Origin of the sequence: Kitasatospora sp. MAA19, from assembly GCF_029894125.1 — a bacterium.
Classification (GTDB): Bacteria; Actinomycetota; Actinomycetes; order Streptomycetales; family Streptomycetaceae; genus Kitasatospora.
This window is the reverse complement of record NZ_JARXYZ010000007.1, coordinates 107,291-132,693: the sequence shown is the minus strand read 5'-3', so window position 1 is coordinate 132,693 and position 25,403 is coordinate 107,291. Positions and strand designations below refer to the sequence as shown.

Sequence of the window (25,403 nt, the reverse complement as noted above, 5' to 3'; positions counted from 1 at the left end):
TTCTACCCGTCACTCATGTACATGAGTGCATGGAAACATCTCATTTAGAGGAGATGGTCGTGTCCGAGGCCGACATCCTGGAAGTTCCCATGCAGCACGCTTCGACGGAGAGTCGTGCGACTCCCGACACCAACTCGATGTCGGCGTCAACGGCAGCGGAGCTGCTGCTGCCCTACCTGCCGGAGTCGGTGGCTGTGGCCCGCCGGTTCGTCGTGGCGAAGCTGCGGGAATGGGGCCTGGACGACTTGGTGAACGACGCCGTCGTGATCGTCAGCGAGTTGGTCACCAACTCGGTCGAGACCTGCTGCCAGACCCACATGCTCGTCGGCGTCCGCTGTCCGACCGACCGGATCGTCCGCATCCTCGTCGGTGACGGTTCCCGCTCGATGCCCGTGATGGTCCAGGCCGGGCCCGACGCCACGTCCGGCCGGGGTCTGGCGATGGTCCACCGGCTCACCCACGGCCGCTGGGGCGCCACGCCCCTCCCGTTCGGAAAGGTCGTCCACGCCGACCTCGCGACACCCGCGCCGATCCCCCGGTGAACTCGCGGCCTCCGGAGGAGAGTTACGACTCCGACGATGCGCCGCCTCCACCCTCCGCCCCTGATCCCACGTGGGTCTGGCCGCCTACGGGGTGTCCGCCGCTGCCGGGCTGCACGTCATCACCGCGGCCCTGGTGCTGATCAACCGCTCCCGCTGAACTCCCGGCCGCGCCGCCGGCCCGGCGGCGCGGCCGAGATCACCAGCGCTCATCCCGAAAGGAGCACAGCCATGTCCTGACCCGAGCCGAAACCGCCCCCGCCATCCTGCTCGGCTTCGCTGTCCATGCACAGCAGGAACTCCACTCCCACGCCGAGCGGTCCCTTCCGCGCGCCGTACCGGACCAGCCCATCCATCACGGAAAGCCGCCGATGAACGGTCGCCCACTCGCCATCCCTGGCGCGTTCGCCTTCGCCCCGACCGCCAACCACGACGTCCGCGGTGAGCTCCAGGAGTTCTTCCGAGAGGACTGCCGTTCCACCCCGCCATGACCCACGACAGCGTCCGCTACACGGTCGCCGCGCTCGCCGACGCGATCAAGTCCACCGCGTGACCGACACCAAGGAGCCGAAGATGAGCGAGACGTTCCGCCACCCGAAGCGCCACCGCATCCTGGTGGTCTGCCTGGGCAACCACAACCGCTCGCCGCTTGCCGCCGCGGTGCTCGCCCACCTCGGCGGGGAGAAGGTCGAGGTACGTTCGGCCGGGGCTGCGCGAGCGCCACGTCGGCGCCCCGGCGCACAGCAACGCCATCCGGGCCGCCGAGGACGCCGGCCACGACATCCGCGACCACCGCGCGGTCAAGGTCAACCACCGCATGCTCGACTGGGCCGACGCCGTGCTGGCCATGGACCACGCCGTCCTCGCCGAACTCCAGACCATGACGGACGGCACCCCGGCCGCCGGAAAGCTCGACCTGTACATCAGCGGCGAGGACGTGCCCGACCCCTGGGAGAGCGACTACCCGGCTTACCTGCTGTGCGTGGACACCATCCAGGCCGGCGCCGTCCGGCACCTACTGGACCTGGAGAACTAACGGTCCACGACCGACAGCAGCACGTCCACGAGACGGTCAGCAGCATCCGGCCGACCGTGCTCGGCGGCCCGCCGCGCGATGTCCGCGCGGCGGGCCGGGTCGGTGAGGAGCGGCCCGATCGCGTCCTGAAGGGTGTCCGGAGCGGCCCGGCCGATCAGGGCTACCGCCGCTCCGGCATCCGACAGGTGACGGGCGTTGTGCTCCTGCTCGTTCCCGGCCGACGTCCCCAGTGGGATGAACACCGCGGCCCGCCCCAGCGCGGTCAGCTCGGCCAGCGTCCCCGCACCGCTGCGGGAGACGACCACGTCCGCGAGGGCCAGCACGTCCGGCAGCTCCGGGCCGACGAAGCCGGTCACCAGGTACCGGGCACGTAGGTGCTCGGGAAGCGACGCCGCCCGCTCCCGCAACCGCGCTTCGTGGCTGGGCCCGCACTGGTGGACCACGTTGGCGTGGCCGAGCAGCCACGGCAGGATCTCGCTGACCAGCTCGTTGATCTGCTGGGAGCCCTGCGCTCCGCCGGTCACGTACACGGTCGGCAGGGAACGGTCGAAGCCCCACAGCCCGAGCGCCTGGATCGCCTTGTCGCCCTGGCCAGTCAGTACCTCCGGGCGTACCGGGTTGCCGGTCACCACGGCGGTGGCACGGGCTGACTCGGGCAGGAACTGGAGCGTCGACTCGGAGGAGACCGCGACACGCGTCGCCATCCGGGCCAGGGCCCGGTTGCCCAGGCCGAGCCGGACGGTCTGCTCGTGGACGACCAGCGGCCGGTGGCACATCCGGGCGGCCATCCCGACCGGCACCGCGACGTAGCCGCCCGTGCCGAGCACCACGTCCGGAGCGAACTCGGCGACCGCTGAGCGGGCCTGCGCGACGCCCAGGGGGACACGGCCCATGTCCTTGACGTTGGCGGGCGACACCAGCTTGAGCGGGTTGGCGGAGCGCCGGATCTTCCCGGTGGCGACGGTCCTGAACGGAATGTTCTCGGCGGCGGTCACCTTGGTCTCAAGGCCGGTGGCAGTGCCGATCCACAGCACGTCCAGCGCGCCGTCAGCCTCGGCGAGACGCGAGCGCAGGGCACGGATCGCGGTGAGGGCCGGATAGGTATGGCCGCCGGTCCCGCCGCCCGTGACGATCAGCCGCAGAGGCCGGCCAAGACGAGAGACGAGAGCGCTGACGTCACGGTTCACGCCTGGAACATAGCAGCCTCCGGGCCACGTGCTGCCGGGCACACCACGACGGCACGGCTCCCCACCTGGGGAGCCGGGCCGTCGCCGTATTCAGAACCAGGGCCTCAGCCGCCGAGCTGGATCCCGGCCATCCGCTTCCACTCGTACGGGCCGGTCTTCACCTTGAGGGCCAGCTCGCCCTCGAAGTCGTCGTGCAGGGTCAGCCCGGCGAGCTCGGCGGCCCGGCGGCCGACGGCGTAGCTCGGGGCCACCTGGTCGCCCCAGGCGCCGTCCGCGCCGACCACGACGATCCGGGTGGCCACGGCGCCGACGTACTCGACGACCGCATCGGCGCCGCCCCCGTGCTGGCGGGCGAAGCTGCTGAGGTGCTTGGCGATGCGCTTGGCGCGACGCTCGGTACGGGCGTCCGGCGCGGCGGCGGTGGCGGTCTCTGCGCTGCTCATGCCCGCATGCTACCCACCGGTAAGCGACCTGGCGACGGGAGCACCTTGTGCACCGGGACACATACTGAAGGCGTGACGTTCAAAGGCTGGCCGACCGAGGCTCTCGACTTCTACGAGCACCTGGAGGCCGACAACTCGAAGACCTTCTGGCAGGGCCACAAGGACCAGTACGACGACACCGTACGGGCCCCGATGGAGCTGCTGCTCGCCGACCTGGAGCCGGAGTTCGGGCCGGGGAAGATCTTCCGCCCCAACCGCGACGTCCGCTTCAGCGCCGACAAGTCCCCGTACAAGACGCACATCGGCGCGCACCTGGAGGCCGGCGGCTACATCCAGCTCTCCGCCGACGGCCTGGCCTGCGGCAACGGCATGTACCAGCTCGCCCCCGACCAGCTGGAGCGCTACCGCGCCGCCGTCGCCGAGGACGTCAGCGGCGCCGAGCTGGAGCGGGTGATCGCCGCGGTGGCGGCGGACGGCCCGCAGGTGTTCGGCCGGGACTCCCTCAAGTCCGCCCCGCGTGGCTTCCCCAAGGACCACCCGAGGATCGAGCTGCTGCGCCACAAGGGCCTGGTGGCCTGGCAGGAGTGGGCGCCCGCGAAGTGGCTGGGCACGCGTACGGCCCACACCCGGATCACCGCCTTCCTGCGTGCCTCCCAGCCGCTCAAGGACTGGCTGGACGACCACGTCGGCCCCTCCGAACTCTCGAGCCGCTGAAGCCGCCGAACGCGGAGGAGCCCCGGTCCGCGGACCGGGGCTCCTCGCTTGCCTACGTCAGGTGTTACTTCACGAACGGGTCGATCGCGCACACCACGAACAGCAGCGACAGGTAGGTGATCGACCAGTGGAACAGCCGCATCTCCTTCAGCTTCGCGCCCACGACCCCGGCCTTGGCCCGCGCGTACAACGCGTGCGCCTCGCGCAGCCAGAACGCGCCGAGCAGCACCGCGGTGACGGGGTACAGCCAGCTCATGTGCCCCAGCGGCCACACCGCCAGCGAGGTCGCCACCATCACCCAGGAGTAGACGACGACCTGCTTGCCGACCGCGACGTTGCCCTTGACCACCGGCAGCATCGGCACACCGGCCCGCTCGTAGTCCTCGCGCACCTTCATCGAGAGCACCCAGGTGTGCGGCGGCGTCCAGAAGAACACCACCAGGAACAGCGCCACGGCCGCCCAGGACAGCGAGTTGGTGACCGAGGACCAGCCGATCAGCACCGGCATGCAGCCGGCGATGCCGCCCCAGACGATGTTCTGCGAGGTGCGCCGCTTGAGCCCCAGCGTGTAGACGAACACGTAGAACAGCAGCGCGCCGAGGGCCAGTCCGGAGGAGAGCCAGTTGACGCCGAAGCCCAGCAGCAGGGTCGAGACGATCGCGAGGACGACGCCGAACACCAGCGCCTCGCGCGGCGACACCATCCCGGTGACGATCGGGCGCCGCTCGGTCCGCGACATCACCGCGTCGATGTCGCGGTCGATGTACATGTTGAGGGCGTTGGCGCCGCCCGCCGAGAGGTAGCCGCCGACCACGACCTTCAGCACCAGCAGCATGTTCGGGACACCCTGCTGGGCCAGGAACATCACCGGCACCGTGCTCATCAGCAGCAGTTCGATGATCCGCGGCTTGGTCAGTGCGACGAAGGCGCCGACACGGGCCCCGATGGGCCGGTGCGCAGGAGTCGCCCCGGTGACCCCGGCGGGACGGGTTTCGACGGCGGTCACTAACACCCCAACTGAAGATGAATCCTCGCAGGCGTCCACAGGAACGAAGGTCCCGAAATCGTCCGCTCTGCGCGTACCACGCCACCTTAGACGCTCCATATATCCCATCCGGCTCCGGGGTCCCTCGGCGAGGCCGATGGCACACCCCCGAGTGAACCGACTGGGTGAAGCGACGAAACCGCCCCGGCGCGCGTGCGCTCCCCCGTCCTGACCACCGGAGCGGCAGGGTGCCGTAAAACAGGAGAGGCTGGGGCAAAAGCATGCAGACCGCCCTCGTGGGAATCACCATACGGATTTCCTGGTTGTCCCAGCACGGAGGGTGAGCCCCGGCCCGGGCGGTAGGCTCGCACGCAGAAGCGGGATCTACCCTCCGTGACCGGCACCACCCAGCGTCGAGACCACAGCGCCGTGGCCGACCCGGTCCCCATTCACGGGGTCACTCTTCACAACGGAAGGAGCCCTGAGACAGGGTGAGCACGACGCCGACGAACGCATTCGAGTGGTCCGAACTGGATGAGCGCACGGTTGACACAGCGCGGGTTCTGGCCATGGACGCCGTCCAGAAGGTCGGCAACGGACACCCCGGGACGGCCATGTCGCTGGCCCCGGCCGCGTACCTGATCTTCCAGCGGTTCCTGCGCCACGACCCGACCGACCCCTCCTGGGTCGGCCGCGACCGGTTCGTGCTGTCCCCGGGGCACACCAGCCTGACCCTCTACACCCAGCTGTACCTCTCGGGCTACGGCCTGGAGCTCGACGACCTGAAGGCCTTCCGCGTCGCGGGCAGCCGCACCCCGGGCCACCCGGAGCACGGCCACACCGCGGGCGTGGAGACCACCACCGGCCCGCTCGGCCAGGGCATCGCCAACGCGGTCGGCATGGCGATGGCCGCCCGCTACGAGCGCGGCCTGTTCGACCCGGACGCCCCGGCCGGCGAGTCCCCCTTCGACCACACCGTCTGGGCCATCGTCTCCGACGGCGACCTGGAGGAGGGCATCTCCGCCGAGGCCTCCTCGCTGGCCGGCCACCAGAAGCTGGGCAACCTGGTCGCCCTGTACGACGACAACCACATCTCGATCGAGGGCGACACCGAGACCGCCTTCTCCGAAGACGTCCTCAAGCGCTACGAGGCGTACGGCTGGCACGTCCAGCGGGTCACCCCGAAGTCCAACGGCGACATCGACGTGGCCGCCCTGGCCGACGCGCTGGCCGCGGCCAAGGCCGAGACCGGTCGCCCGTCGATCATCGCGATGCGCACGATCATCGCCTGGCCGGCCCCGGACGCCCAGAACACCGCCAAGGCGCACGGCTCCGCGCTCGGCGCCGCCGAGATCGCCGCCACCAAGAAGGTCCTGGGCTTCGACCCGGAGAAGACCTTCGAGGTCGACGACCGGGTGATCGAGCACGCCCGCGAGGTGATCAAGCGCGGCAAGGCCTTCCGCACCGGGTGGGAGCAGTCCCTGGAGGCCTGGCGCGCCGCCAACCCGCACCGCGCCGCCGAGTTCGACCGCATCCAGGCCGGCGAGCTGCCCGAGGGCTGGAAGAAGGCCGTCCCGTCCTTCCCGGCCGGCAAGGACGTCGCCACCCGCAAGGCCTCCGGCGAGACCCTCAAGGCGATCGGCGCGGTGATCCCGGAGCTGTGGGGCGGCTCGGCCGACCTCGCGGAGTCCAACCTCACCACCATCGACGAGGACAGCTCGTTCCTGCCCGAGGGCAACCCGCTGAAGAGCGCCAGCCCGTACGGCCGGACGATCCACTTCGGCATCCGCGAGCACGCCATGGGCTCGACCATGAACGGCATCGCGCTGCACGGCAAGACCCGCGTGTACGGCGGCACCTTCCTGGTCTTCGCCGACTACATGCGCCCGGCCGTCCGCCTGGCCGCGCTGATGAAGCTGCCGGTCACCTACGTCTGGACGCACGACTCGATCGGCCTCGGCGAGGACGGCCCGACCCACCAGCCGGTCGAGCACCTGGCCTCGCTGCGCGCCATCCCGGGCCTGTCCATGGTCCGCCCGGCCGACGCCAACGAGACGGCCGTCGCCTGGCGCACCGTCATCGAGCGCCAGACCAGCCACCCCGGCCCGGTCGGCCTCGCGCTCACCCGTCAGAACGTCCCGACCTTCGACCGCGAGGTCTTCGGCTCCGCCGAGGGCACCGCCAAGGGCGCCTACATCCTGGCCGAGGCCTCCACCGGCGACCCACAGGTGATCCTGCTGGGCACCGGCTCCGAGGTCCAGCTGGCCGTCAAGGCCCGCGAGGTGCTGGAGGCCGAGGGCATCGCCGCCCGGGTGGTCTCGGTGCCGTCCTTCGAGTGGTTCCAGGAGCAGGACCAGGCCTACCGCGACAGCGTGCTGCCGCCGTCGGTCAAGGCCCGGGTGTCGGTCGAGGCCGGCATCGGGCAGGGCTGGCGCGAGCTGGTCGGCGACCACGGCCGGATCGTGTCGCTGGAGCACTTCGGCGCCTCCGCCGACTACAAGGTGCTGTTCGAGGAGTTCGGCCTGACCGCCGAGCGCGTGGTGGCCGAGGCGCACAACGCCCTCCGCTCCCTTGAGGCCGTCAACCGCTGACGCCTCCTCGGGCCGTGTGCCCGCCCGCACGCGGGCACACGGCCCCTCCGACTACCCCACGAAGACAGCGGAAAAAAGGACTGAAGCACCATGACTGACGCATTGAAGCGCCTCAGCGACGAAGGCGTGGCGATCTGGCTGGACGACCTCAGCCGCAAGCGGCTGAACACCGGCAACCTCGCCGAGCTGGTGCAGAACAAGCACGTGGTGGGTGTCACCACCAACCCGACCATCTTCCAGAAGGCCATCGGCGGCGGCGACAGCTCCTACGACGGCCAGCTGCGCGACCTCGCCGTCCGCAAGGTCACCACCGACGAGGCCGTCCGCATGATCACCACCTCGGACGTGCGCGACGCGGCCGACGTGCTGCGCCCGGTCTACGACGCCTCCAACGGCCGCGACGGCCGGGTCTCCATCGAGGTCGACCCGCGCCTGGCCCACGAGACCGCGGCCACCGCGGCCGAGGCCAAGCAGCTGTGGTGGCTGGTCGACCGCCCGAACGTCTTCATCAAGATCCCCGCCACCAGGGCCGGCCTGCCGGCGATCAGCGAGGTGATCGGCCGGGGCATCAGCGTCAACGTCACGCTGATCTTCTCGCTGGAGCGCTACAAGGCCGTCATCGACGCCTACCTGACCGGCCTGGAGACCGCCAAGGCCAAGGGCCTGGACCTCTCCCAGATCGAGTCGGTCGCCTCGTTCTTCGTCTCCCGCGTGGACACCGAGATCGACAAGCGCCTGGACAAGATCGGCGGCGAGGCGAAGAACCTGCGCTCCAAGGCCGCCCTGGCCAACGCCCGCCTCGCCTACCAGGCGTACGAGGAGGTCTTCGGCTCGGTCGACGGCAAGACCGCCGGCAGCGCCCGCTGGCGTTCCCTGGAGGCCGCCGGCGCCAAGCCGCAGCGCCCGCTGTGGGCCTCCACCGGCGTCAAGGACCCGGCCCTGCCGGACACCCTGTACGTCACCGAGTTGGTCGCCCCCGGCACCGTGAACACCATGCCCGAGGCCACCCTGGAGGCCACCGCCGACCACGGCGTGGTCACCGGCGGCACCATCGTCCCCAACTACGCCGACGCCAAGGCCGTGATGGACGCCATCACCGCCGCCGGCGTGGACTACGACGACGTGGTCCAGGTGCTGGAGGACGAGGGCGTGGAGAAGTTCGAGCAGTCCTGGAACGAGCTGCTCGACACCGTCACCGCCTCGCTCGCCTCCTTCGCCGACGAGAAGTGACCGTTCGCTCACACAGCCAGCGCACGAAAGCGGAGCCCATCAAGTGAGCACTGATTTCCCCGAGTTGACATCGGAGTCGGACGCGGACGACCTCCCGCCGGCGCCGATCAACCCGCTTCGTGACCCGGCCGACCGACGGCTCCCGCGCATCGCGGGGCCGTCGGGGCTGGTCATCTTCGGAGTCACCGGCGACCTCTCCCGCAAGAAGCTCATGCCGGCCATCTACGACCTGGCCAACCGCGGCCTGCTGCCGCCGGGCTTCTCGCTCGTCGGCTTCGCCCGCCGCGAGTGGGACGACGAGGACTTCGCCAAGGAGGTCCACGACGCGGTCAAGGACCACGCCCGGACCCCGTTCCGGGAGGAGGTCTGGCAGCAGCTCGCCAAGGGCATGCGCTTCGTCCACGGCACCTTCGACGACGACGACGCCTTCGACAAGCTGCGCGAGACCATCCAGGAGCTCGACAAGGCGCAGGGCACCGGCGGAAACTTCGCCTTCTACCTGTCCGTCCCGCCGAAGTTCTTCCCGACCGTCGTCCAGCAGCTCAAGAAGCACGGCCTGGCCGACCCGCCGCAGGGCTCCTGGCGCCGCGCCGTCATCGAGAAGCCCTTCGGCCACGACCTGGAGAGCGCCCAGGAGCTGAACCGGATCGTCCACGAGGTCTTCCCCCGGGACGAGGTCTTCCGGATCGACCACTACCTGGGCAAGGAGACGGTCCAGAACATCCTGGCGCTGCGCTTCGCCAACCAGATGTTCGAGCCGATCTGGAACCGGTCGTACGTCGACCACGTGCAGATCACCATGGCCGAGGACATCGGCATCGGCGGCCGGGCCGGCTACTACGACGGCATCGGCTCCGCCCGCGACGTCATCCAGAACCACCTGCTCCAGCTGATGGCGCTCACCGCCATCGAGGAGCCGGCGTCCTTCCACCCGAAGGCGCTGGTGGCCGAGAAGCTCAAGGTGCTCAGCGCCGTCAAGCTCCCGACCGACCTCGGCCGGCACACCGTGCGCGGCCAGTACGCGGCCGGCTGGCAGGGCGGCGAGGAGGTGGTCGGCTACCTGGACGAGGACGGCATCAACCCGGACTCCAAGACCGACACCTACGCGGCGATCAAGCTGGAGATCAACAACCGCCGCTGGGCGGGCGTTCCGTTCTACCTGCGCACCGGCAAGCGGCTGGGCCGCCGGGTCACCGAGATCGCGGTGGTCTTCCAGCGCGCCCCGTACCTGCCGTTCGACTCCTACGCGACCGAGGAGCTGGGGCAGAACGCCCTGGTCATCCGGGTCCAGCCGGACGAGGGCGTGACGGTGCGGTTCGGCTCCAAGGTGCCGGGCACCTCCTTCGAGGTCCGGGACGTCACGATGGACTTCGCGTACGGCGAGTCCTTCACCGAGTCCAGCCCGGAGGCGTACGAGCGGCTCATCCTCGACGTGCTGCTCGGCGACGCCAACCTGTTCCCGCGCCACCAGGAGGTCGAGCTCTCCTGGCAGATCCTCGACCCGATCGAGAGGTACTGGGACACCCACGGCAAGCCCGCCCAGTACGCGGCGGGGACCTGGGGCCCCGTCGAGGCGGACGAGATGCTCGCACGAGACGGCAGGAGCTGGCGCCGGCCATGAAGATCGACCTCACCAACACGACGTCCAGCAAGATCAACGCCGCGCTGATGGAGGCGCGTCGGGCCAGCGGCTCCACCGCCGCCGGCATGGTGCTCACCCTGGTGATCGTGACCGACGAGGGCAGCGCGTACGACGCCCTCAAGGCCGCCAACGACGCCTCCCGCGAGCACCCCTCGCGCACCCTCGCGGTGATCAAGCGCGCCGGGCGCTCGCCCCGGGCCCGCGCCGAGACCAGGCTGGACGCCGAGATCCTGGTCGGCACCGACGCCGGATCCGGCGAAACGGTCATCCTGCGCATGCACGGCGAACTCGCCGCGCACGCCCAGTCGGTGGTCCTGCCGCTGCTGCTGCCGGACGCCCCGGTCGTCGTCTGGTGGCCCGACAACGCGCCGCTGCACCCGGCGCAGGACCCGCTGGGCGCGCTCGCCCAGCGCCGGATCACCGACGCGGTCACCGCCGAGTCCCCGGTCGGCCAGCTCGCCCAGCGGGCCCAGAGCTACACCCCGGGCGACACCGACCTGGCCTGGACCCGGATCACCGGCTGGCGCTCGATGCTGGCCGCCGCGCTGGACCAGCGCCCGGCCACGATCACCTCCGCGGCGGTCGAGGGCGAGTCCTACAACCCCAGCGTCGAACTGCTCGGCCTCTGGCTGCACAACCGGCTGCACGTGCCGGTCGAGCGGGTCGTCACCGGCGGCCCCGGCATCACCGCGGTGCACCTGCGCACCAAGGACGGCGACATCACCCTGGACCGCCCGGACGGCCTGATGGGCACGCTCTGCATGCCCGGCTCCCCGGACCGCCAGGTCGCGCTCAAGCGGCGCGAGACCGCGGAGCTGATCGCCGAGGAGCTGCGCCGGCTCGACCCGGACGACATCTACGCGACGGCCGTGCGCACGCCCGTCGAGCAGCTGCGCGAGCCGGTCAACGCCGAGACGACGGCGGCCGAGCGGGTCGCCCGCGCGGCGGCCGCCGAGGCCGCGGTGGCCAACCCCGCCCGGGTGACCGCCAAGGTCACCGCCGAGGGCGCGGCGTCGGCCGACGAGGCGGCGGAGCAGGCCCCGGTCAAGAAGCCCGCCAAGCGTGCCGCAAAGGGGAGCGCATGACCGCCGCCACCCCGCAGCTGGTCGTCCACCGGGACAAGGAGCTGATGGCCCAGGCGGCCGCGGCCCGGCTGATCACCCGGATCGTGGACGCCCAGGCCGCCCGCGGCGCCGCCTCGGTGGTGCTCACCGGCGGACGCAACGGCAACGCCCTGCTGGCCGCGATCGCCGCCTCCCCGGCGCGCGACGCGGTCGACTGGGCGCGGCTGGACCTCTGGTGGGGCGACGAGCGCTTCGTCCCCGCCGGGGACCCCGAGCGCAACGCCGTCCAGGCCCGCGCCGAACTGCTGGACTCCGTCCCGCTCGACCCGGCGCGGGTGCACGAGATGCCCGCCTCGGACGGTGTGGACGGCTCGGACGTGGAGGCCGCCGCCGCCCGCTACGCGGAGGAGCTGGCGAAGGCGGCCGGTCCGGGCGACCGGCTCGGCGTCCCGGCCTTCGACGTGCTGCTGCTCGGCGTCGGCCCGGACACCCACGTCGCCTCGCTCTTCCCCGAGCACCCGGGCGTGCGGGAGATCGAGCTGACCGTGATCGGCGTGCGCGGGGCCCCCAAGCCCCCGCCGACCCGGATCTCGCTCACCCTCCCGGCGATCCGGACGGCCCGCGAGGTCTGGCTGCTGGCGGCCGGCGAGGACAAGGCGGGCGCGGTCGCGATGGCCCTGTCCGGTCCCGGCGAGCTCCAGGCGCCCGCCTCCGGCGCGTACGGCCGCAGCCGCACCCTGTGGCTGCTGGACCGGGCCGCGGCGGAGCGGATCCCGCCCCAGCTGTACCCGCCGGCCTCGGCCTAGCGGCCGGCACACGCCGAAGGGCGCCACCGTCGTCGACGGTGGCGCCCTTCGGTCGTCAGGGTCAGATCTCGCCGCGCAGCTTGGCCAGCGCCTCGGCGAGGATCGCCTCGCCGTCGGCGTCGGTGCGCCGCTCGCGGACGTAGGCGAGGTGGGTCTTGTACGGCTCGTTGCGCGAGGGCGCGGGCGGGTTGTGCTCGTCCTGGCCGGCGGGGAAGCCGCACCGCGGGCAGTCCCAGGTGTCCGGGATGACGGCCTCGGCGGCAAAGCTCGGCCGGGTCTCGTGCTTGTTGGCACACCAGAAGGAGATCCGGTTGCGCGGGGCGGACTCGCCGCGCTCCGCCTCACCCATCGGGCCCGCTCCGACCCTGCTGCCACGGATGGCGTTGCCACTTGCCACGGTCTGACTCCCTGCGTGCTGGTGCGCCGACCCGCCGCGGTGCGCGTCGGTGGCGAAAGTCGTCCTAGTGTAAGCAGGAGTTAAGCGTCCACCGCCATCGCCTCCGCCCCCGACCGTCCCAGGATAGGCGCTCGGGCGACGGGGCGTCAGGGTAACGTCAGCTCTTGTACTTCAGCACCAGGCCCAGCACCATGATGCAGGCGAACCAGCCGAGGCCGACCACGATCGTGATGCGGTCCAGGTTGCGCTCGGCCACCGCCGAACCGCCGCCGGTGGACATCGCGCCGCCACCGAACATGTCCGACAGGCCGCCGCCCTTCCCCTTGTGCAGCAGCACCAGCAGGATCATCAGCAGACTGAAGATGATCAGGGCAATCGAGAACCCGAGAACCACGACGGGACCAACTCTCTCGTATCTTCTTCGGCGACGGGGCCGGGCCGCTTACGGCGGTCCGGCCCCAAAGCCTACGTTGCTGCGGAGGCGTTAGCCTACTGCCTGCTCACGGTAGCGCACGATCTTGACGAACTCGTCGGCGTCCAGCGAGGCACCGCCGATCAGGCCGCCGTCGATGTCGGGCTTGGCCATCAGACCGGCCGCGCTCGACGACTTCACCGAACCGCCGTACAGGACACGGACCTTGCCGGCCAGCTCGGCGCCGTACAGCTCGGCGATCCGCCGGCGGATGGCGGCGCAGACCTCCTGCGCGTCCTCCGGGGTGGCCACCTCGCCGGTGCCGATCGCCCAGACCGGCTCGTAGGCGACCACGATGGACTCGGCCTGGTGGGCCGGGATGTCCGCCAGGGCGCCGTCCAGCTGGGCCAGGGTGTACTCGACGTGGGTACCGGCCTTGCGGATGTCCAGCGGCTCGCCGATGCACAGGATCGGGGTGATCCCGGCCCGGTAGGCGGCCTTCACCTTGGCGTTGACGATCTCCTCGCCCTCGCCGTGGTACTGGCGGCGCTCCGAGTGGCCGATCACCGCGAAGGTGCACTTCAGCTTGGCCAGCATCGGGCCGGAGACCTCGCCGGTGTAGGCACCGGAGTCGTGCTGCGAGATGTCCTGCGAGCCGTACTTGATCTTCAGCTTGTCGCCGTCGACCAGGGTCTGCACCGAGCGCAGGTCGGTGAACGGGACCAGGACGGCGACCTCGACGGCCTCGTAGTCCTTGTCGGCCAGCGCGAAGGCCAGCTTCTGGGTGTGCTGGATGGCCTCAAGGTGGTTGAGGTTCATCTTCCAGTTGCCCGCCATCAGCGGGAGACGCTCAGTCATTGCTTTCAGCCTTCCAGGGCGGCGAGACCGGGGAGGGTCTTGCCCTCCAGGTACTCGAGGCTGGCGCCACCGCCGGTCGAGATGTGTCCGAATGCGTTCTCGTCGAAGCCCAGGATGCGGACGGCCGCGGCGGAGTCGCCACCGCCGACCACGGTGAAGCCGGGGCTGTCGAGCAGGGCCTGCGCGACGGCCTTGGTGCCGTTGGCGTAGTCCGGGTGCTCGAAGACGCCCATCGGGCCGTTCCAGAAGACCGTCCCGGCGTCCACCAGCTTCGCGGCGAACAGCTCACGGGTCTTCGGGCCGATGTCCAGGCCCTCCTGGTCGGCCGGGATGGCGTCCGCGGCGACGGTCCCGAAGTCCGCCGGCGCCTTCGTCTTGAGGTCGGGGAAGTCCTTGGAGACCAGGACGTCCACCGGCAGCACGAACTCGACGCCGCGCTTCTCCGCCTCCGCCAGGTACTCCAGGCACCTGCCCTTCTGGTCTTCCTGAAGCAGCGAGATGCCGACCTCGTGGCCCTTGGCCGCGAGGAAGGTGTACGCCATGCCGCCGCCGATCAGGATCCGGTCGGCCTTCTTCAGCAGGTTGTCGATCACGCCGAGCTTGTCGGAGACCTTGGCACCGCCGAGCACGACCACGTACGGGCGCGCGACCTCGTCGGTGAGCTTCTTCAGCACGCCGACCTCGGTGGCGATCAGGTCGCCGGCGGCGTGCGGCAGGCGCTGCGGCAGGTCGAACACCGAGGCGTGCTTGCGGTGCACCGCACCGAAGCCGTCGCCGACGTACAGGTCGGCGAGGGTGGCCAGCTGATCGGCGAAGGCGCCGCGCTCGGCGTCGTCCTTGCTGGTCTCGCCGGCGTTGAAGCGCAGGTTCTCCAGCAGCGCGACCTCGCCGTCGCCCAGCGCGGCGACGGTCGCCGTGGCGCTGTCGCCGACGGTGTCGGTGGCGAAGGCGACCGGCTTGCCGAGGATCTCGCCGAGGCGGCCGGCCACCGGCGCGAGGGAGAACTGCGGGTCCGGCGCGCCCTTGGGACGGCCGAGGTGGGAGGCGACGACGACCCGGGCGCCGCGCTCGACGAGCTTGGCGATGGTCGGGGCGACGGCGCGGATCCGGCCGTCGTCGGTGATCCGGCCGTCCGACAGCGGGACGTTCAGGTCCGCGCGGACGAACACGCGCTTGCCGGCGACGTCGAGGTCTTCGATGGTCTTCACGGGGATTGGCTCTCCTGGGGAGATGGTTGATGCGCAGAGGCGGCACGGCGCAGGGGCCGCCTGAGAAGTCCTTGTGCGCAGGACGAGGGCCCGGTCGGCACAGTGCGCCAGCCGGGCCCTCGCCCCTACATCACGTCAGCTCCCGCTGCGTCAGAGCTGGCCGCCGACGAGGGAGGTCAGGTTGACGAGGCGGTTCGAGTAGCCCCACTCGTTGTCGTACCAACCGAGCACCTTGACCTGGTTGCCCTGGACCATGGTGAGCTGGGAGTCGAAGATGCAGGAGGCCGGGTCGTTGACGATGTCCGAGGAGACGATCGGGTCCTCGGTGTAGGCCAGGATGCCCTTGAGCGGGCCCTCCGCGGCCTTCTGGAACGCGGCGTTGACCTCGTCCTTGGTGACCTCGCGCTCCAGGGTGACGACCAGGTCCGTGATGGAACCGGTCGGGACCGGGACGCGCAGCGAGGTGCCGTCCAGCTTGCCCTTGAGCTCCGGCAGGACCAGGGCGGTCGCCTTGGCGGCACCGGTCGAGGTCGGGATGATGTTCTGCGACGCGGCACGGGCGCGGCGCAGGTCCTTGTGCGGGAAGTCCAGGGTCACCTGGTCGTTGGTGAACGCGTGGACGGTGGTCATCAGACCCTTGACGATGCCGAAGCTCTCGTTCAGCACCTTGGCCATCGGCGCCACACAGTTGGTGGTGCAGGAGGCGTTGGAGATGATCGTGTGGTTCGCGGCGTCGTACTTGTCGTCGTTGACGCCCATCACGATGGTGACGTCCTCGTCGGTGGCGGGCGCCGAGATGATGACCTTCTTGGCGCCGGCGGCGAGGTGCTTCTTGGCCGCCTCGGCCTTGGTGAAGATGCCGGTGGACTCGACGACGATGTCGGCGCCCAGGGCGGCCCACGGCAGGTTGGCGGGGTCACGCTCGGCGGTGACCTGGAAGGTCTTGCCGTCGACGGTGATGCTGTCCTCGGTGTGCGAGACCGTGCCCGGGAAGGTGCCCAGGGTGGTGTCGTACTTGAGCAGGTGAGCCAGGGTCTTCGTGTCAGTCAGGTCGTTGACACCGACGATCTCGATGTCCGCGCCCTGCGCCTTGACCGCGCGGAAGAAGTTGCGGCCGATGCGGCCGAATCCGTTGATGCCTACCCGGATCGTCACGAACCGATCTCCTCGTTAGGTACGCCGGAGCTAAGCCGACGGGGGTGAGATTTGGGAAGTCCCCGACCGCCTATGACCCTACCCCTCCTACGCCTGGGAGGGCACATCGCGCCACGTGCGACGACCTGGCGTGGCGCGAAATCAGGCCGACCGTCCTTGGCCGTCAGGGCAGTTGGTCCCGGCCCAGTGGTCTCTACCAATTTCGATGCCCGGGCGCGTCCGGGCACCCCGTCCGGAGACAACGGCGGCCGGTGCCCGGAATCCGGACACCGGCCGCGAATCAGTCACGCAGCGTGGCGGTCAGTTCATCGCCATCTCGTCGGTCAGGTTGGCCTCGGTGCTCGGCAGGCCGAGCTCGGAGGCGCGCTTGTCCGCCATCGCCAGCAGGCGGCGGATCCGGCCGGCCACCGCGTCCTTGGTCAGCGGCGGGTCGGCGAGCGCGCCCAGCTCCTCCAGCGAGGCCTGCTTGTGCTGCATCCGCAGCTGGCCGGCCGCGGCCAGGTGGTCGGGCACCTCGTCACCGAGGATCTCCAGCGCCCGGGCCACCCGGGCGCCGGCCGCCACCGCGGCGCGGGCCGAGCGGCGCAGGTTGGCGTCGTCGAAGTTGGCCAGGCGGTTGGCGGTGGCCCGGACCTCGCGCCGCATCCGGCGCTCCTCCCAGGCGAGCACCGACTCGTGCGCGCCGAGCCGGGTCAGCAGCGCGCCGATCGCGTCGCCGTCGCGGATCACCACCCGGTCCACGCCGCGCACCTCGCGGGCCTTGGCCGGGATGCCGAGCCGGCGGGCCGCACCGACCAGGGCGAGCGCGGCCTCGGAGCCGGGGCAGGTGATCTCCAGCGAGGAGGAGCGACCCGGCTCGGTGAGCGAGCCGTGGGCCAGGAAGGCCCCGCGCCAGGCCGCCTCGGCGTCGCAGGTGGCCCCGGAGACGACCGCCGGGGGCAGCCCCCGGATCGGTCGGCCGCGGCCGTCCACGAGGCCGGTCTGGCGCGCGAGCAGTTCGCCGTCCTTGACCACCCGGACGACGAAGCGGCTGCCGCGCCGCAGTCCGCCGGGGGCCATCACCACGAGGTCGGAGGAGTGTCCGAAGATCTCCAGCAGGTCCTTGCGCAGCCGGCGCGCAGCCGCGCCGGTGTCCAGCTCCGCCTCGATCACGATGCGGCCGCTCACGATGTGCAGCCCGCCCGCGAACCGCAGGATCGCCGACACCTCCGCCTTGCGGCAGCAGGCCCGGGTGACCGGGAGCCGGCTGATCTCGTCCTTCACCGCTGGAGTCATCGCCATGGCCCGATCCTTCCATGTGTCCGGAAAATCCGGTCGTACGCGGCCGCCAACAGCTCCGGGTCGTGTCGCGGGGTGCCGTCGGTGCGGGCCACCCGGCCGAGCACCAGGGCGGCGCCCATCCGCTCGGCGGCCTTCTCCAGCCCGGCCAGGTCCGCCTGGCCGAAGGCGCCGCCGGTGACGGCGCGCTCGTCCACCAGGATCGCATCCACCGCGAGGCCGGGGGCGTGGTCGGCGATGACCTCCAGGTGGCGCTGCGGGGTGAAGCCCTCGGTCTCGCCGGGCTGGGGGGCCAGGTTCAGGGTGAGCAGGCGGCGGGCGCGGGTCTCGGTGAGCGCCTTGGCCAGCTCCGGCACCAGCAGGTGCGGCAGCACGCTGGTGAACCAGGAGCCGGGCCCGAGCACCACCCAGTCCGCCTCCCGGACGGCGGTGACCGCCTCCGGGACGGCCGGCGGCCCGTCCGGCAGCAGCCGGATCGACTGCACGGTGCCGGGCGTGACCGCGACGCTGGCCTGGCCGCGGACGGCCGTCACCTCGCCGGGGCGCTCCGGGTCGTGGCCGCGCACGGTCGCCTCGATGTCCAGCGGCACCGCCGACATCGGCAGCACCCGCCCCTGGACGTTCAGCAGCCGGCCGACCCAGTCCAGGGCCGCGACCGGGTCGCCGAGCTTCTCCCAGAGCGCGACGATCAGCAGGTTGCCGACGGCGTGGCCGCCCAGCTCGCCGGTGCCGGTGAAGCGCTGCTGGATCACCTCGGACCAGGTGCGGCCCCAGTCGTCGTCCCCGCACAGCGCGGCCAGCGCCTTGCGCAGGTCGCCTGGGGGCAGCACGCCCAGCTCGGTGCGCAGCCGGCCGCTGGAGCCGCCGTCGTCGGCGACGGTGACCACGGCGGTCAGGTCGCTGGTGAGCCGGCGCAGCGCGGAGAGCGAGGCGGACAGGCCCTGGCCGCCGCCCAGCGCGGTGATCCGGGGGGCCGGATTGGCCCGGGCGGGGCTGCTGCGCGGCCGGCTCGGGGCCGGCGGCCGGGCCGGGCCACCCGCCCGGTCGGCACTCCTGTTCTGCGGCTGCCGCCCGGGCACGTATCCCGCCACACTCACCTCGCGTTCCTCGCCGCCGCCACCGGCCCCGCCGGCGACCCGGCTAGGAGGCGGCGGTCACTCCCGTCCCATGTCACGGTGGACGAGCACCGTCTCCACTCCGTCGGCGATGAGACGCTTGGTCAGGCGCTCGGACATCGCGACGCTGCGGTGCTTGCCACCGGTGCAGCCTACGGCAAGCGTCATGTAGCGCTTCCCCTCGCGGCGGTACCCCTCGGTGACGATGCGCAGCAGCTCCGCGTAGCCGTTCAGGAACTCGTTGGCGCCGGGCTGCTGGAACACGTAGTCGGCGACGTCCGCGTCGGTGCCGGTGCGGGCGCGCAGCTCGGGCACCCAGTGCGGGTTGGGCAGGAAGCGGCAGTCCACCACCAGGTCGGCGTCGACCGGCAGGCCGTACTTGAAGCCGAAGGACATCACGGTGGCGCGCAGCTCGGGCTCGTCGTGGTCGGCGAACTGGGCGTCCAGCTTGGCGCGCAGCTGGTGCACGTTGAGGTTGGAGGTGTCGATCACCAGGTCGGCCTCGCCGCGCAGGTCGCGCAGCAGGTCGCGCTCCCTGGCGATGCCGTCGACGATCCGGCCGTCGGCCTGCAGCGGGTGCGGGCGGCGCACGCTCTCGAAGCGGCGCACCAGCGCGTCGTCGGAGGAGTCCAGGAACACCACGCTGAGCCGGACGCCGCGCTTCTCCAGCTCGTCGAGCGAGGTGAGCAGGTCGTCGAAGAACTGGCGGCCCCGGACGTCCACGACCACGCCGATCCGGGCGACGTTGCCCTGGGAGCGTGCGCCCAGGTCGACCATGGTCGGGATCAGGGCCGGCGGCAGGTTGTCCACCACGAACCAGCCCAGGTCCTCCAGGCACTTCGCGGCGGTGGAGCGGCCGGCTCCGGACATGCCGGAGATGATCACCAGCTCCGGCGCGTTCTCGGCCACGTCTGACACGGTCACTTCGGTTCCCCGTTCTCGGTCTTTCTGCTGGGGAGAACGCGCAGGGCACGGCCGCCCTTCCCCCGCCCGGACAGGCGGGCGGGAGTGGGGCGCGCCGCCCGACGGGCGACGTCGGCCGTCATGGCGTCTCCTGGGATGGTGCGGTCTGGGGTGCTGCGGCCACCGGCTCGTCCCCGTCCCCGATGATCTCGCCGGTCGCGGTGTTCACCGCGGGGGCGGCGGGTGTACGGGACGACAACGCCGCCGCAACAGTCTCCGCCGTGCGGCGTCCGATGCCGGGTACGGCGCAGAGTTCGTCGACGGTGGCGGCCCGGAGCCTCTTCAGCGAGCCGAAGTGCTTGAGCAGCGCCTGGCGGCGAGTCTCGCCGAGGCCCGGGACGGAGTCCAGCTCCCCGGCGGTGAGTCGCTTGGAACGCTTGCTGCGCTGGTACGTGATCGCGAAGCGGTGGGCCTCGTCGCGGACCCGCTGGAGCAGGTAGAGGCCCTCGCTGGAGCGCGGCAGCACCACCGGGTCGTCCTCGCCGGGCAGCCAGACCTCCTCCAGGCGCTTGGCCAGGCCGCACAGCGCGACGTCGTCGATGCCGAGTTCGTCCAGGGCGCGTTTGGCGGCGGCGACCTGCGGCTGGCCGCCGTCGACGACCAGCAGCTGCGGCGGGTAGGCGAAGCGGCGCGGACGGCCCGTCTCCGGGTCGATCGGGCCGGCCGGGGCCCCGGTGCCGTCGGCGGCGCCCGGGTCGTCGGCCTCGGGGACGGCCCACTCACCGGTCTGCTCGCGCTCCTGGAGGTAGCGGCGGAAGCGCCGGCCGATCACCTCGTGCATCGAGCGGACGTCGTCCTGGCCCTCGAAGCCCTTGATCTGGAAGCGCCGGTACTCGCTCTTGCGGGCCAGGCCGTCCTCGAAGACGACCATCGAGGCGACCACGTCCTCGCCCTGGAGGTGGGAGATGTCGAAGCACTCGATGCGCAGCGGCACCGAGTCCAGCTCCAGCGCGTCGGCGATCTCCTGCAGGGCGCGGCTGCGGGTGGTGAGGTCGGAGGCGCGCTTGGTCTTGTGCAGCGCCAGCGCCTGCTGGGCGTTGCGCTGCACGGTGGTCATCAGGTCCTTCTTGTCGCCGCGCTGCGGGATGCGCAGGTCGACCTGGCTGCCACGCAGGCCGCTCAGCCACTCCCGGACCGGACCGGCCGGCTCGGGCAGCGCCGGGACCAGCACCTCGCGCGGGACGGATTCGTTGCGCTCGTCCTGCCCGGCACCGCCGTAGAGCTGCTGGAGGGCGTGCTCGACCAGGGCGGCGGTGTCGACGTCCTCGACCTTGTCGGTGACCCAGCCGCGCTGGCCGCGCACCCGGCCGCCGCGGACGTGGAAGATCTGGACGGCGGCCTCCAGTTCGTCCTCGGCGACGGCCAGCAGGTCGGCGTCGGTGGCGTCGGCGAGCACGATGGCGTTCTTCTCCATCGCGCGCTTGAGGGCGCCGATGTCGTCCCGCAGCCGGCCCGCCTTCTCGTACTCCATCTCCTCGGCGGCCTCCCGCATCTGCTCTTCGAGCCGGCGCAGGTAGTTGCCGGTGCGCCCGGCCATGAAGTCGCAGAAGTCCTCGGCCAGTGCCCGGTGTTCGTCCGGCGTGACCTTGCCGACGCAGGGCGCGGCGCACTTGCCGATGTAGCCGAGCAGGCAGGGCCGGCCGACCTGCCGGGCGCGCTTGAACACGCCGTTGGAGCAGGTGCGGACGGGGAAGACGCGCAGCAGCAGGTCGACCGTCTCGCGGATCGCCCAGGCGTGCCCGTACGGGCCGAAGTAGCGCACGCCCTTCTTGTGCGCCCCGCGCATCACCTGGACCCGCGGGTACTCCTCGTTCAGGGTGACGGCGAGCTCCGGATAGCTCTTGTCGTCGCGGTACTTGACGTTGAACCGCGGGTCGAACTCCTTGATCCAGGAGTACTCCAGCTGGAGCGCCTCGACCTCGGTGGCCACCACCGTCCACTCCACCGAGGCGGCCGTGGTGACCATCGTCGCGGTGCGCGGGTGCAGGCCCGCCAGGTCCTGGAAGTAGGACGACAGGCGCGGCCGCAGGCTCTTGGCCTTGCCGACGTAGATCACCCGGCCGTGGGCGTCACGGAACTTGTAGACGCCCGGCGAGGTCGGGATCGCGCCCGGCGCCGGCCGGTAGGTGCTCGGGTCAGCCATGAGTCCACCGTACCGAGTGGGGCCGGGGCTGCGGAGGGGAGATCAACTGCTTCAGCTCGGGGTCACCTTGAGGTTCCCGCCGTCGACCGTGACGGTGTAGGCGGGCAGCGGGCTGGGGGCCGGGCCGTCCTGGACGGCGCCGTCGGTGATGGCGAACCGGCTGCCGTGGCAGGGGCACTGGATCTGCTGGTTCTTCACCTGGTCGACGATGCAGCCGGCGTGGGTGCACTTGGCGCTGAAAGCCTTGTACTCCCCGGCGGCCGGCTGGGTCACGACGATCTTCTGCTCGCGGAAGACCTTGCCGCCGCCCTCGGGCACCGCCGAGGCCGGGCCGAGGTCCACCGGGCCCTTGGCGGCGGTGCTAGAGCTGGAGGAACTCGCGGAGGAACCGCAGCCGGTGACCGCCACGGCGCCGCCGGCCGCGAGGACGGCCGCGGCCCCGCAGAGCAGGGTGCGGCGGGAGGTGGCGGGGCTCGTCTCGGGGGCCTCTGACATCGGTGCGCTCCTGCGGTTCGGCGTGCTGCGTGGGACGTCGGAAGTCTATGCGGCACACGCCCCGCCGTTCCCGGGGACGGGAGCGGCGGGGCGGTGTCGGCCGTACTTCTTCGCTGCGGCTCTACTTCTTCGCTGCGGTGGCCCGCTTGCGCGGGGCGGCCGCCTTGGCCCGCGTCCTGGCCGGGGCGGCGACCGGGGCGTCCGCGAACCCGCCCGGCAGGATGTCCCGCAGGAACTTGCCGGTGTGGCTCTCCGAGACGGCCGCGATCTGCTCCGGGGTGCCCTCGGCGACCACCGTGCCACCGCCGGAGCCGCCCTCGGGGCCCATGTCGACGACCCAGTCGGCGGTCTTGATCACATCGAGGTTGTGCTCGATGACGATCACCGTGTTGCCCTTCTCGACCAGCCCGCTGAGCACCTTGATCAGCTTGCTGATGTCCTCGAAGTGCAGGCCGGTGGTGGGCTCGTCCAGCACGTAGACCGTCCGCCCGGTGGAGCGCTTCTGCAGCTCGGAGGCGAGCTTGACGCGCTGCGCCTCGCCGCCGGACAACGTCGGCGCGGACTGGCCGAGCCGGACGTAGCCGAGGCCGACGTCGTTGAGCGTCCTGAGGTGCCGGGCGATCGCCGGGACGGCCTCGAAGAAGGCCAGCGCCTCCTCGATCGGCATGTCCAGCACCTCGGCGATGGACTTGCCCTTGTAGTGCACCTCCAGCGTCTCCCGGTTGTACCGGGCGCCGTGGCAGACCTCGCACGGCACGTAGACGTCCGGCAGGAAGTTCATCTCGATCTTGATGGTGCCGTCGCCCGAGCAGTTCTCGCAGCGCCCGCCCTTGACGTTGAAGGAGAACCGGCCCGGCAGGTAGCCGCGGACCTTCGCCTCCTGCGTCTCCGCGAAGAGCCGGCGGACGTGGTCGAACACCCCGGTGTAGGTGGCCGGGTTGGAGCGCGGGGTGCGCCCGATCGGCGACTGGTCGACGTGCACCACCTTGTCCACCAGGTCGGTGCCGGTGATCCGGGTGTGCCGGCCGGGCACGCTGCGGGCGCCGTTCAGCTCCCGGGCCAGGTGGGTGTAGAGGATGTCGTTGACCAGCGTCGACTTGCCGGAGCCGGAGACGCCGGTGATCGCGGTGAAGGTGCCGAGCGGGAAGCCGACCGTGACGTCCTTGAGGTTGTGCTCGCGGGCGCCGTGGACGGTCAGCTGGCGCTTCTTGTCCCGGTCGCGGCGGCCGGCCGGGATCGGGATGGACCGCTTGCCGGAGAGGTACTGGCCGGTCAGCGACTCCTTGTTGGTCAGCAGCTGCTTCAGCGAACCGGAGTGCACCACCTTGCCGCCGTGCTCGCCGGCGCCCGGGCCGATGTCGACCACCCAGTCCGCCGTCTTGATGGTGTCCTCGTCGTGCTCGACCACGATCAGGGTGTTGCCGATGTCGCGCAGCCGCACCAGCGTCTCGATCAGCCGGTGGTTGTCCCGCTGGTGCAGGCCGATGGACGGCTCGTCCAGCACGTACAGCACGCCGACCAGGCCGGAGCCGATCTGGGTGGCCAGCCGGATCCGCTGGGCCTCGCCGCCGGACAGGGTGCCGGCCGCGCGGTTCAGCGAGAGGTAGTCCAGGCCGACGTCGACCAGGAAGCGCAGCCGCTCGTTGACCTCCTTGAGGACGCGCTCGGCGATCTGCTTGTCCCGGTCGTTGAGCTTCATCGCGCCCAGGAACTCGGCGCAGTCGCTGATCGACATCGCCGAGACGTCGGCGATCGAGCGGTCCTCGACGGTGACCGCGAGCACCACCGGCTTGAGCCGGGTGCCGTCGCAGGTCGGGCAGGGCACCTCGCGCATGTAGCCCTCGAAGCGCTCGCGGCTGCTGTCGCTCTCCGCCTCGGTGTGCCGGCGCTGGATGAACGGGACGGCGCCCTCGAAGCCGGTGCTGTACGAGCGCTCGCGGCCGAAGCGGTTGCGGTAGCGGACCTGCACCTGGTGCTTGTGCCCGTACAGCAGCGCCTTCTTGGCCCGGGCGGGCAGCCCGGCCCACGGGATGTCGGTGCGGAAGCCCAGTTCCTCGGCGAGCGCGTCGATCAGGCGCTGGAAGTACTCCTTGGCGTGGCCGGCCGACCACGGGTGGATCGCGCCCTCCTCCAGCGAGCGCTCCGGATCGGGGATGACCAGCTCCGGGTCCACCTCCATCCGGTTGCCCAGGCCCGAGCAGTCCGGGCAGGCACCGAACGGCGAGTTGAAGGAGAACGAGCGCGGCTCCAGCTCCTCGAACGACACGTCGTCGTACGGGCAGTAGAGGTGCTCGGAGTACATCCGCTCGCGCTCCGCGTCGTCCTCGGGGAGGTCGACGAAGTCGAGCACGACCATGCCGCCGGACAGCCGCAGGGCCGTCTCCACCGAGTCGGTGAGCCGCCGCTTGGCGCTCTCCTTGACGGTCAGGCGGTCGATGACCACCTCGACGGTGTGCTTCTCCTGCTTCTTGAGCTTCGGCGGCTCGGCGAGCTGGATCGTCTCGCCGTCCACCCGGGCGCGCGAGTAGCCCTTGGACTGGAGGTCGGCGAAGAGGTCGACGAACTCGCCCTTGCGCTCGCGCACCACGGGGCTGAGCACCTGGAAACGGGTGCCCTCGGCGAGCTCCAGCACCTTGTCGACGATCGCCTGCGGCGACTGCTTGGCGATCGGGCGGGCGCAGTGCGGGCAGTGCGGCTTGCCGATCCGGGCGAACAGCAGGCGCAGGTAGTCGTAGACCTCGGTGATGGTGCCGACGGTCGAACGGGGGTTGCGGTTGGTGGACTTCTGGTCGATCGAGACGGCCGGGGAGAGGCCTTCGATGAAGTCCACGTCGGGCTTGTCCATCTGCCCGAGGAACTGACGGGCGTAGGACGACAACGACTCGACGTAGCGGCGCTGGCCCTCGGCGAAGATCGTGTCGAAGGCGAGCGAGGACTTGCCGGAGCCGGAGAGGCCCGTGAAGACGATGAGGGAGTCGCGGGGCAGGTCGAGCGAGACGTTCTTGAGGTTGTGCTCGCGAGCACCGCGGACGATGAGGCGGTCGGCCACTGCTTCTGGCGCCTTTCTCCGGGGCGAGAGGGCTTGCGGTGAGATTCGGTACTTCTTCCAGGATGCGGCAGCCAGCCTATAGCTCAGGCGTTC

The 25,403-nt window shown here is 71.2% G+C and carries 22 protein-coding genes; 8 read left to right on the top strand and 14 right to left on the bottom strand.

Features of this window, described 5'->3' with window-relative positions; translation table 11 throughout:
• Window positions 1–59: 59 nt before the first annotated feature.
• Window positions 60–542 carry an ATP-binding protein gene (locus tag P3T27_RS13905; RefSeq protein WP_280678030.1) on the top strand — a complete coding sequence of 161 codons (483 nt, stop codon included), beginning with the start codon at window positions 60–62 and terminating at the stop codon, window positions 540–542.
• A 646-nt stretch (window positions 543–1,188) separates the two neighbouring features.
• Window positions 1,189–1,575, top strand: a complete 387-nt coding sequence (locus P3T27_RS13900) for a hypothetical protein (protein WP_280678028.1) — start codon at window positions 1,189–1,191, stop codon at window positions 1,573–1,575.
• On the opposite strand, the gene P3T27_RS13895 is transcribed toward P3T27_RS13900, so the two are convergent.
• Both P3T27_RS13895 and P3T27_RS13890 read right to left on the bottom strand, forming a co-directional pair.
• Window positions 1,572–2,762, bottom strand: coding sequence for a UDP-N-acetylglucosamine--N-acetylmuramyl-(pentapeptide) pyrophosphoryl-undecaprenol N-acetylglucosamine transferase (locus P3T27_RS13895; protein ID WP_280678026.1), 1,191 nt, complete (start codon window positions 2,760–2,762; stop codon window positions 1,572–1,574). The genes P3T27_RS13900 and P3T27_RS13895 overlap by 4 nt on opposite strands.
• A gap of 104 nt (window positions 2,763–2,866) precedes the next feature.
• Window positions 2,867–3,205 (bottom strand): hypothetical protein, encoded by a 339-nt coding sequence (locus tag P3T27_RS13890; protein ID WP_063349518.1) that lies wholly within the window; start codon window positions 3,203–3,205, stop codon window positions 2,867–2,869.
• A 72-nt stretch (window positions 3,206–3,277) separates the two neighbouring features.
• Between P3T27_RS13890 and P3T27_RS13885 the strand changes: the two genes are divergently transcribed.
• The gene (locus P3T27_RS13885) at window positions 3,278–3,919 is read left to right on the top strand and encodes a DUF2461 domain-containing protein (protein ID WP_280678022.1); all 642 of its coding nucleotides are present in this window, start codon (window positions 3,278–3,280) and stop codon (window positions 3,917–3,919) included.
• A 64-nt stretch (window positions 3,920–3,983) separates the two neighbouring features.
• Here P3T27_RS13885 and P3T27_RS13880 read toward each other — a convergent pair whose 3' ends face one another.
• Window positions 3,984–4,931 (bottom strand): heme o synthase, encoded by a 948-nt coding sequence (locus P3T27_RS13880; RefSeq protein WP_280678020.1) that lies wholly within the window; start codon window positions 4,929–4,931, stop codon window positions 3,984–3,986.
• A 464-nt stretch (window positions 4,932–5,395) separates the two neighbouring features.
• On the opposite strand from P3T27_RS13880, the gene tkt reads away from it, so the two are divergent.
• The 5 genes from tkt to pgl all read left to right on the top strand — a co-directional run bounded on the left by tkt (window position 5,396) and on the right by pgl (window position 12,237).
• Complete coding sequence (tkt, locus tag P3T27_RS13875; protein WP_280678018.1) at window positions 5,396–7,495, top strand: transketolase; 2,100 nt, start codon at window positions 5,396–5,398, stop codon at window positions 7,493–7,495.
• Window positions 7,496–7,585: 90 nt separating this feature from the next.
• Window positions 7,586–8,725: a transaldolase gene (tal, locus tag P3T27_RS13870; protein ID WP_280678016.1), complete on the top strand. Its 1,140-nt coding sequence runs from the start codon at window positions 7,586–7,588 to the stop codon at window positions 8,723–8,725.
• 106 nt (window positions 8,726–8,831) lie between these two features.
• Window positions 8,832–10,346, top strand: a complete 1,515-nt coding sequence (gene zwf, locus P3T27_RS13865; protein ID WP_280678321.1) for a glucose-6-phosphate dehydrogenase — start codon at window positions 8,832–8,834, stop codon at window positions 10,344–10,346.
• Window positions 10,343–11,452 carry a glucose-6-phosphate dehydrogenase assembly protein OpcA gene (opcA, locus tag P3T27_RS13860; RefSeq protein ID WP_280678014.1) on the top strand — a complete coding sequence of 370 codons (1,110 nt, stop codon included), beginning with the start codon at window positions 10,343–10,345 and terminating at the stop codon, window positions 11,450–11,452. Before zwf ends, opcA begins: the two co-directional genes overlap by 4 nt.
• A complete protein-coding gene (gene pgl / locus P3T27_RS13855) occupies window positions 11,449–12,237 on the top strand; it encodes a 6-phosphogluconolactonase (protein WP_280678011.1) in 789 nt (262 codons plus the stop codon). Before opcA ends, pgl begins: the two co-directional genes overlap by 4 nt.
• A gap of 61 nt (window positions 12,238–12,298) precedes the next feature.
• On the opposite strand, the gene P3T27_RS13850 is transcribed toward pgl, so the two are convergent.
• From P3T27_RS13850 to uvrA, 11 genes are all read right to left on the bottom strand, one after another.
• Complete coding sequence (locus tag P3T27_RS13850) at window positions 12,299–12,634, bottom strand: RNA polymerase-binding protein RbpA (protein WP_035841977.1); 336 nt, start codon at window positions 12,632–12,634, stop codon at window positions 12,299–12,301.
• A 157-nt stretch (window positions 12,635–12,791) separates the two neighbouring features.
• Window positions 12,792–13,028, bottom strand: coding sequence for a preprotein translocase subunit SecG (secG, locus tag P3T27_RS13845; RefSeq protein ID WP_280678005.1), 237 nt, complete (start codon window positions 13,026–13,028; stop codon window positions 12,792–12,794).
• A 90-nt stretch (window positions 13,029–13,118) separates the two neighbouring features.
• The gene (gene tpiA, locus P3T27_RS13840) at window positions 13,119–13,904 is read right to left on the bottom strand and encodes a triose-phosphate isomerase (protein WP_280678002.1); all 786 of its coding nucleotides are present in this window, start codon (window positions 13,902–13,904) and stop codon (window positions 13,119–13,121) included.
• A gap of 5 nt (window positions 13,905–13,909) precedes the next feature.
• Window positions 13,910–15,112 carry a phosphoglycerate kinase gene (locus P3T27_RS13835; RefSeq protein ID WP_280678000.1) on the bottom strand — a complete coding sequence of 401 codons (1,203 nt, stop codon included), beginning with the start codon at window positions 15,110–15,112 and terminating at the stop codon, window positions 13,910–13,912.
• A gap of 150 nt (window positions 15,113–15,262) precedes the next feature.
• Window positions 15,263–16,267, bottom strand: a complete 1,005-nt coding sequence (gap, locus tag P3T27_RS13830; protein WP_280677998.1) for a type I glyceraldehyde-3-phosphate dehydrogenase — start codon at window positions 16,265–16,267, stop codon at window positions 15,263–15,265.
• 300 nt (window positions 16,268–16,567) lie between these two features.
• Complete coding sequence (gene whiA / locus P3T27_RS13825; RefSeq protein ID WP_280677996.1) at window positions 16,568–17,548, bottom strand: DNA-binding protein WhiA; 981 nt, start codon at window positions 17,546–17,548, stop codon at window positions 16,568–16,570.
• On the bottom strand, window positions 17,539–18,636 hold the full coding sequence (gene yvcK / locus P3T27_RS13820; RefSeq protein ID WP_280678319.1) for a uridine diphosphate-N-acetylglucosamine-binding protein YvcK: 1,098 nt from the start codon (window positions 18,634–18,636) through the stop codon (window positions 17,539–17,541). The genes whiA and yvcK overlap by 10 nt, the downstream gene beginning before the upstream one ends.
• A 63-nt stretch (window positions 18,637–18,699) precedes the next feature.
• A complete protein-coding gene (rapZ, locus tag P3T27_RS13815; RefSeq protein WP_280677994.1) occupies window positions 18,700–19,584 on the bottom strand; it encodes an RNase adapter RapZ in 885 nt (294 codons plus the stop codon).
• A 118-nt stretch (window positions 19,585–19,702) separates the two neighbouring features.
• Complete coding sequence (gene uvrC, locus P3T27_RS13810) at window positions 19,703–21,766, bottom strand: excinuclease ABC subunit UvrC (RefSeq protein WP_280677992.1); 2,064 nt, start codon at window positions 21,764–21,766, stop codon at window positions 19,703–19,705.
• 51 nt (window positions 21,767–21,817) lie between these two features.
• Window positions 21,818–22,261, bottom strand: coding sequence for a Rieske (2Fe-2S) protein (locus P3T27_RS13805; RefSeq protein WP_280677989.1), 444 nt, complete (start codon window positions 22,259–22,261; stop codon window positions 21,818–21,820).
• Between the two features lie 121 nt (window positions 22,262–22,382).
• Entirely contained in the window at window positions 22,383–25,310 is a 2,928-nt protein-coding gene (gene uvrA, locus P3T27_RS13800; protein ID WP_280677987.1) for an excinuclease ABC subunit UvrA, read from the bottom strand.
• Between the last annotated feature and the right edge of the window lie 93 nt (window positions 25,311–25,403).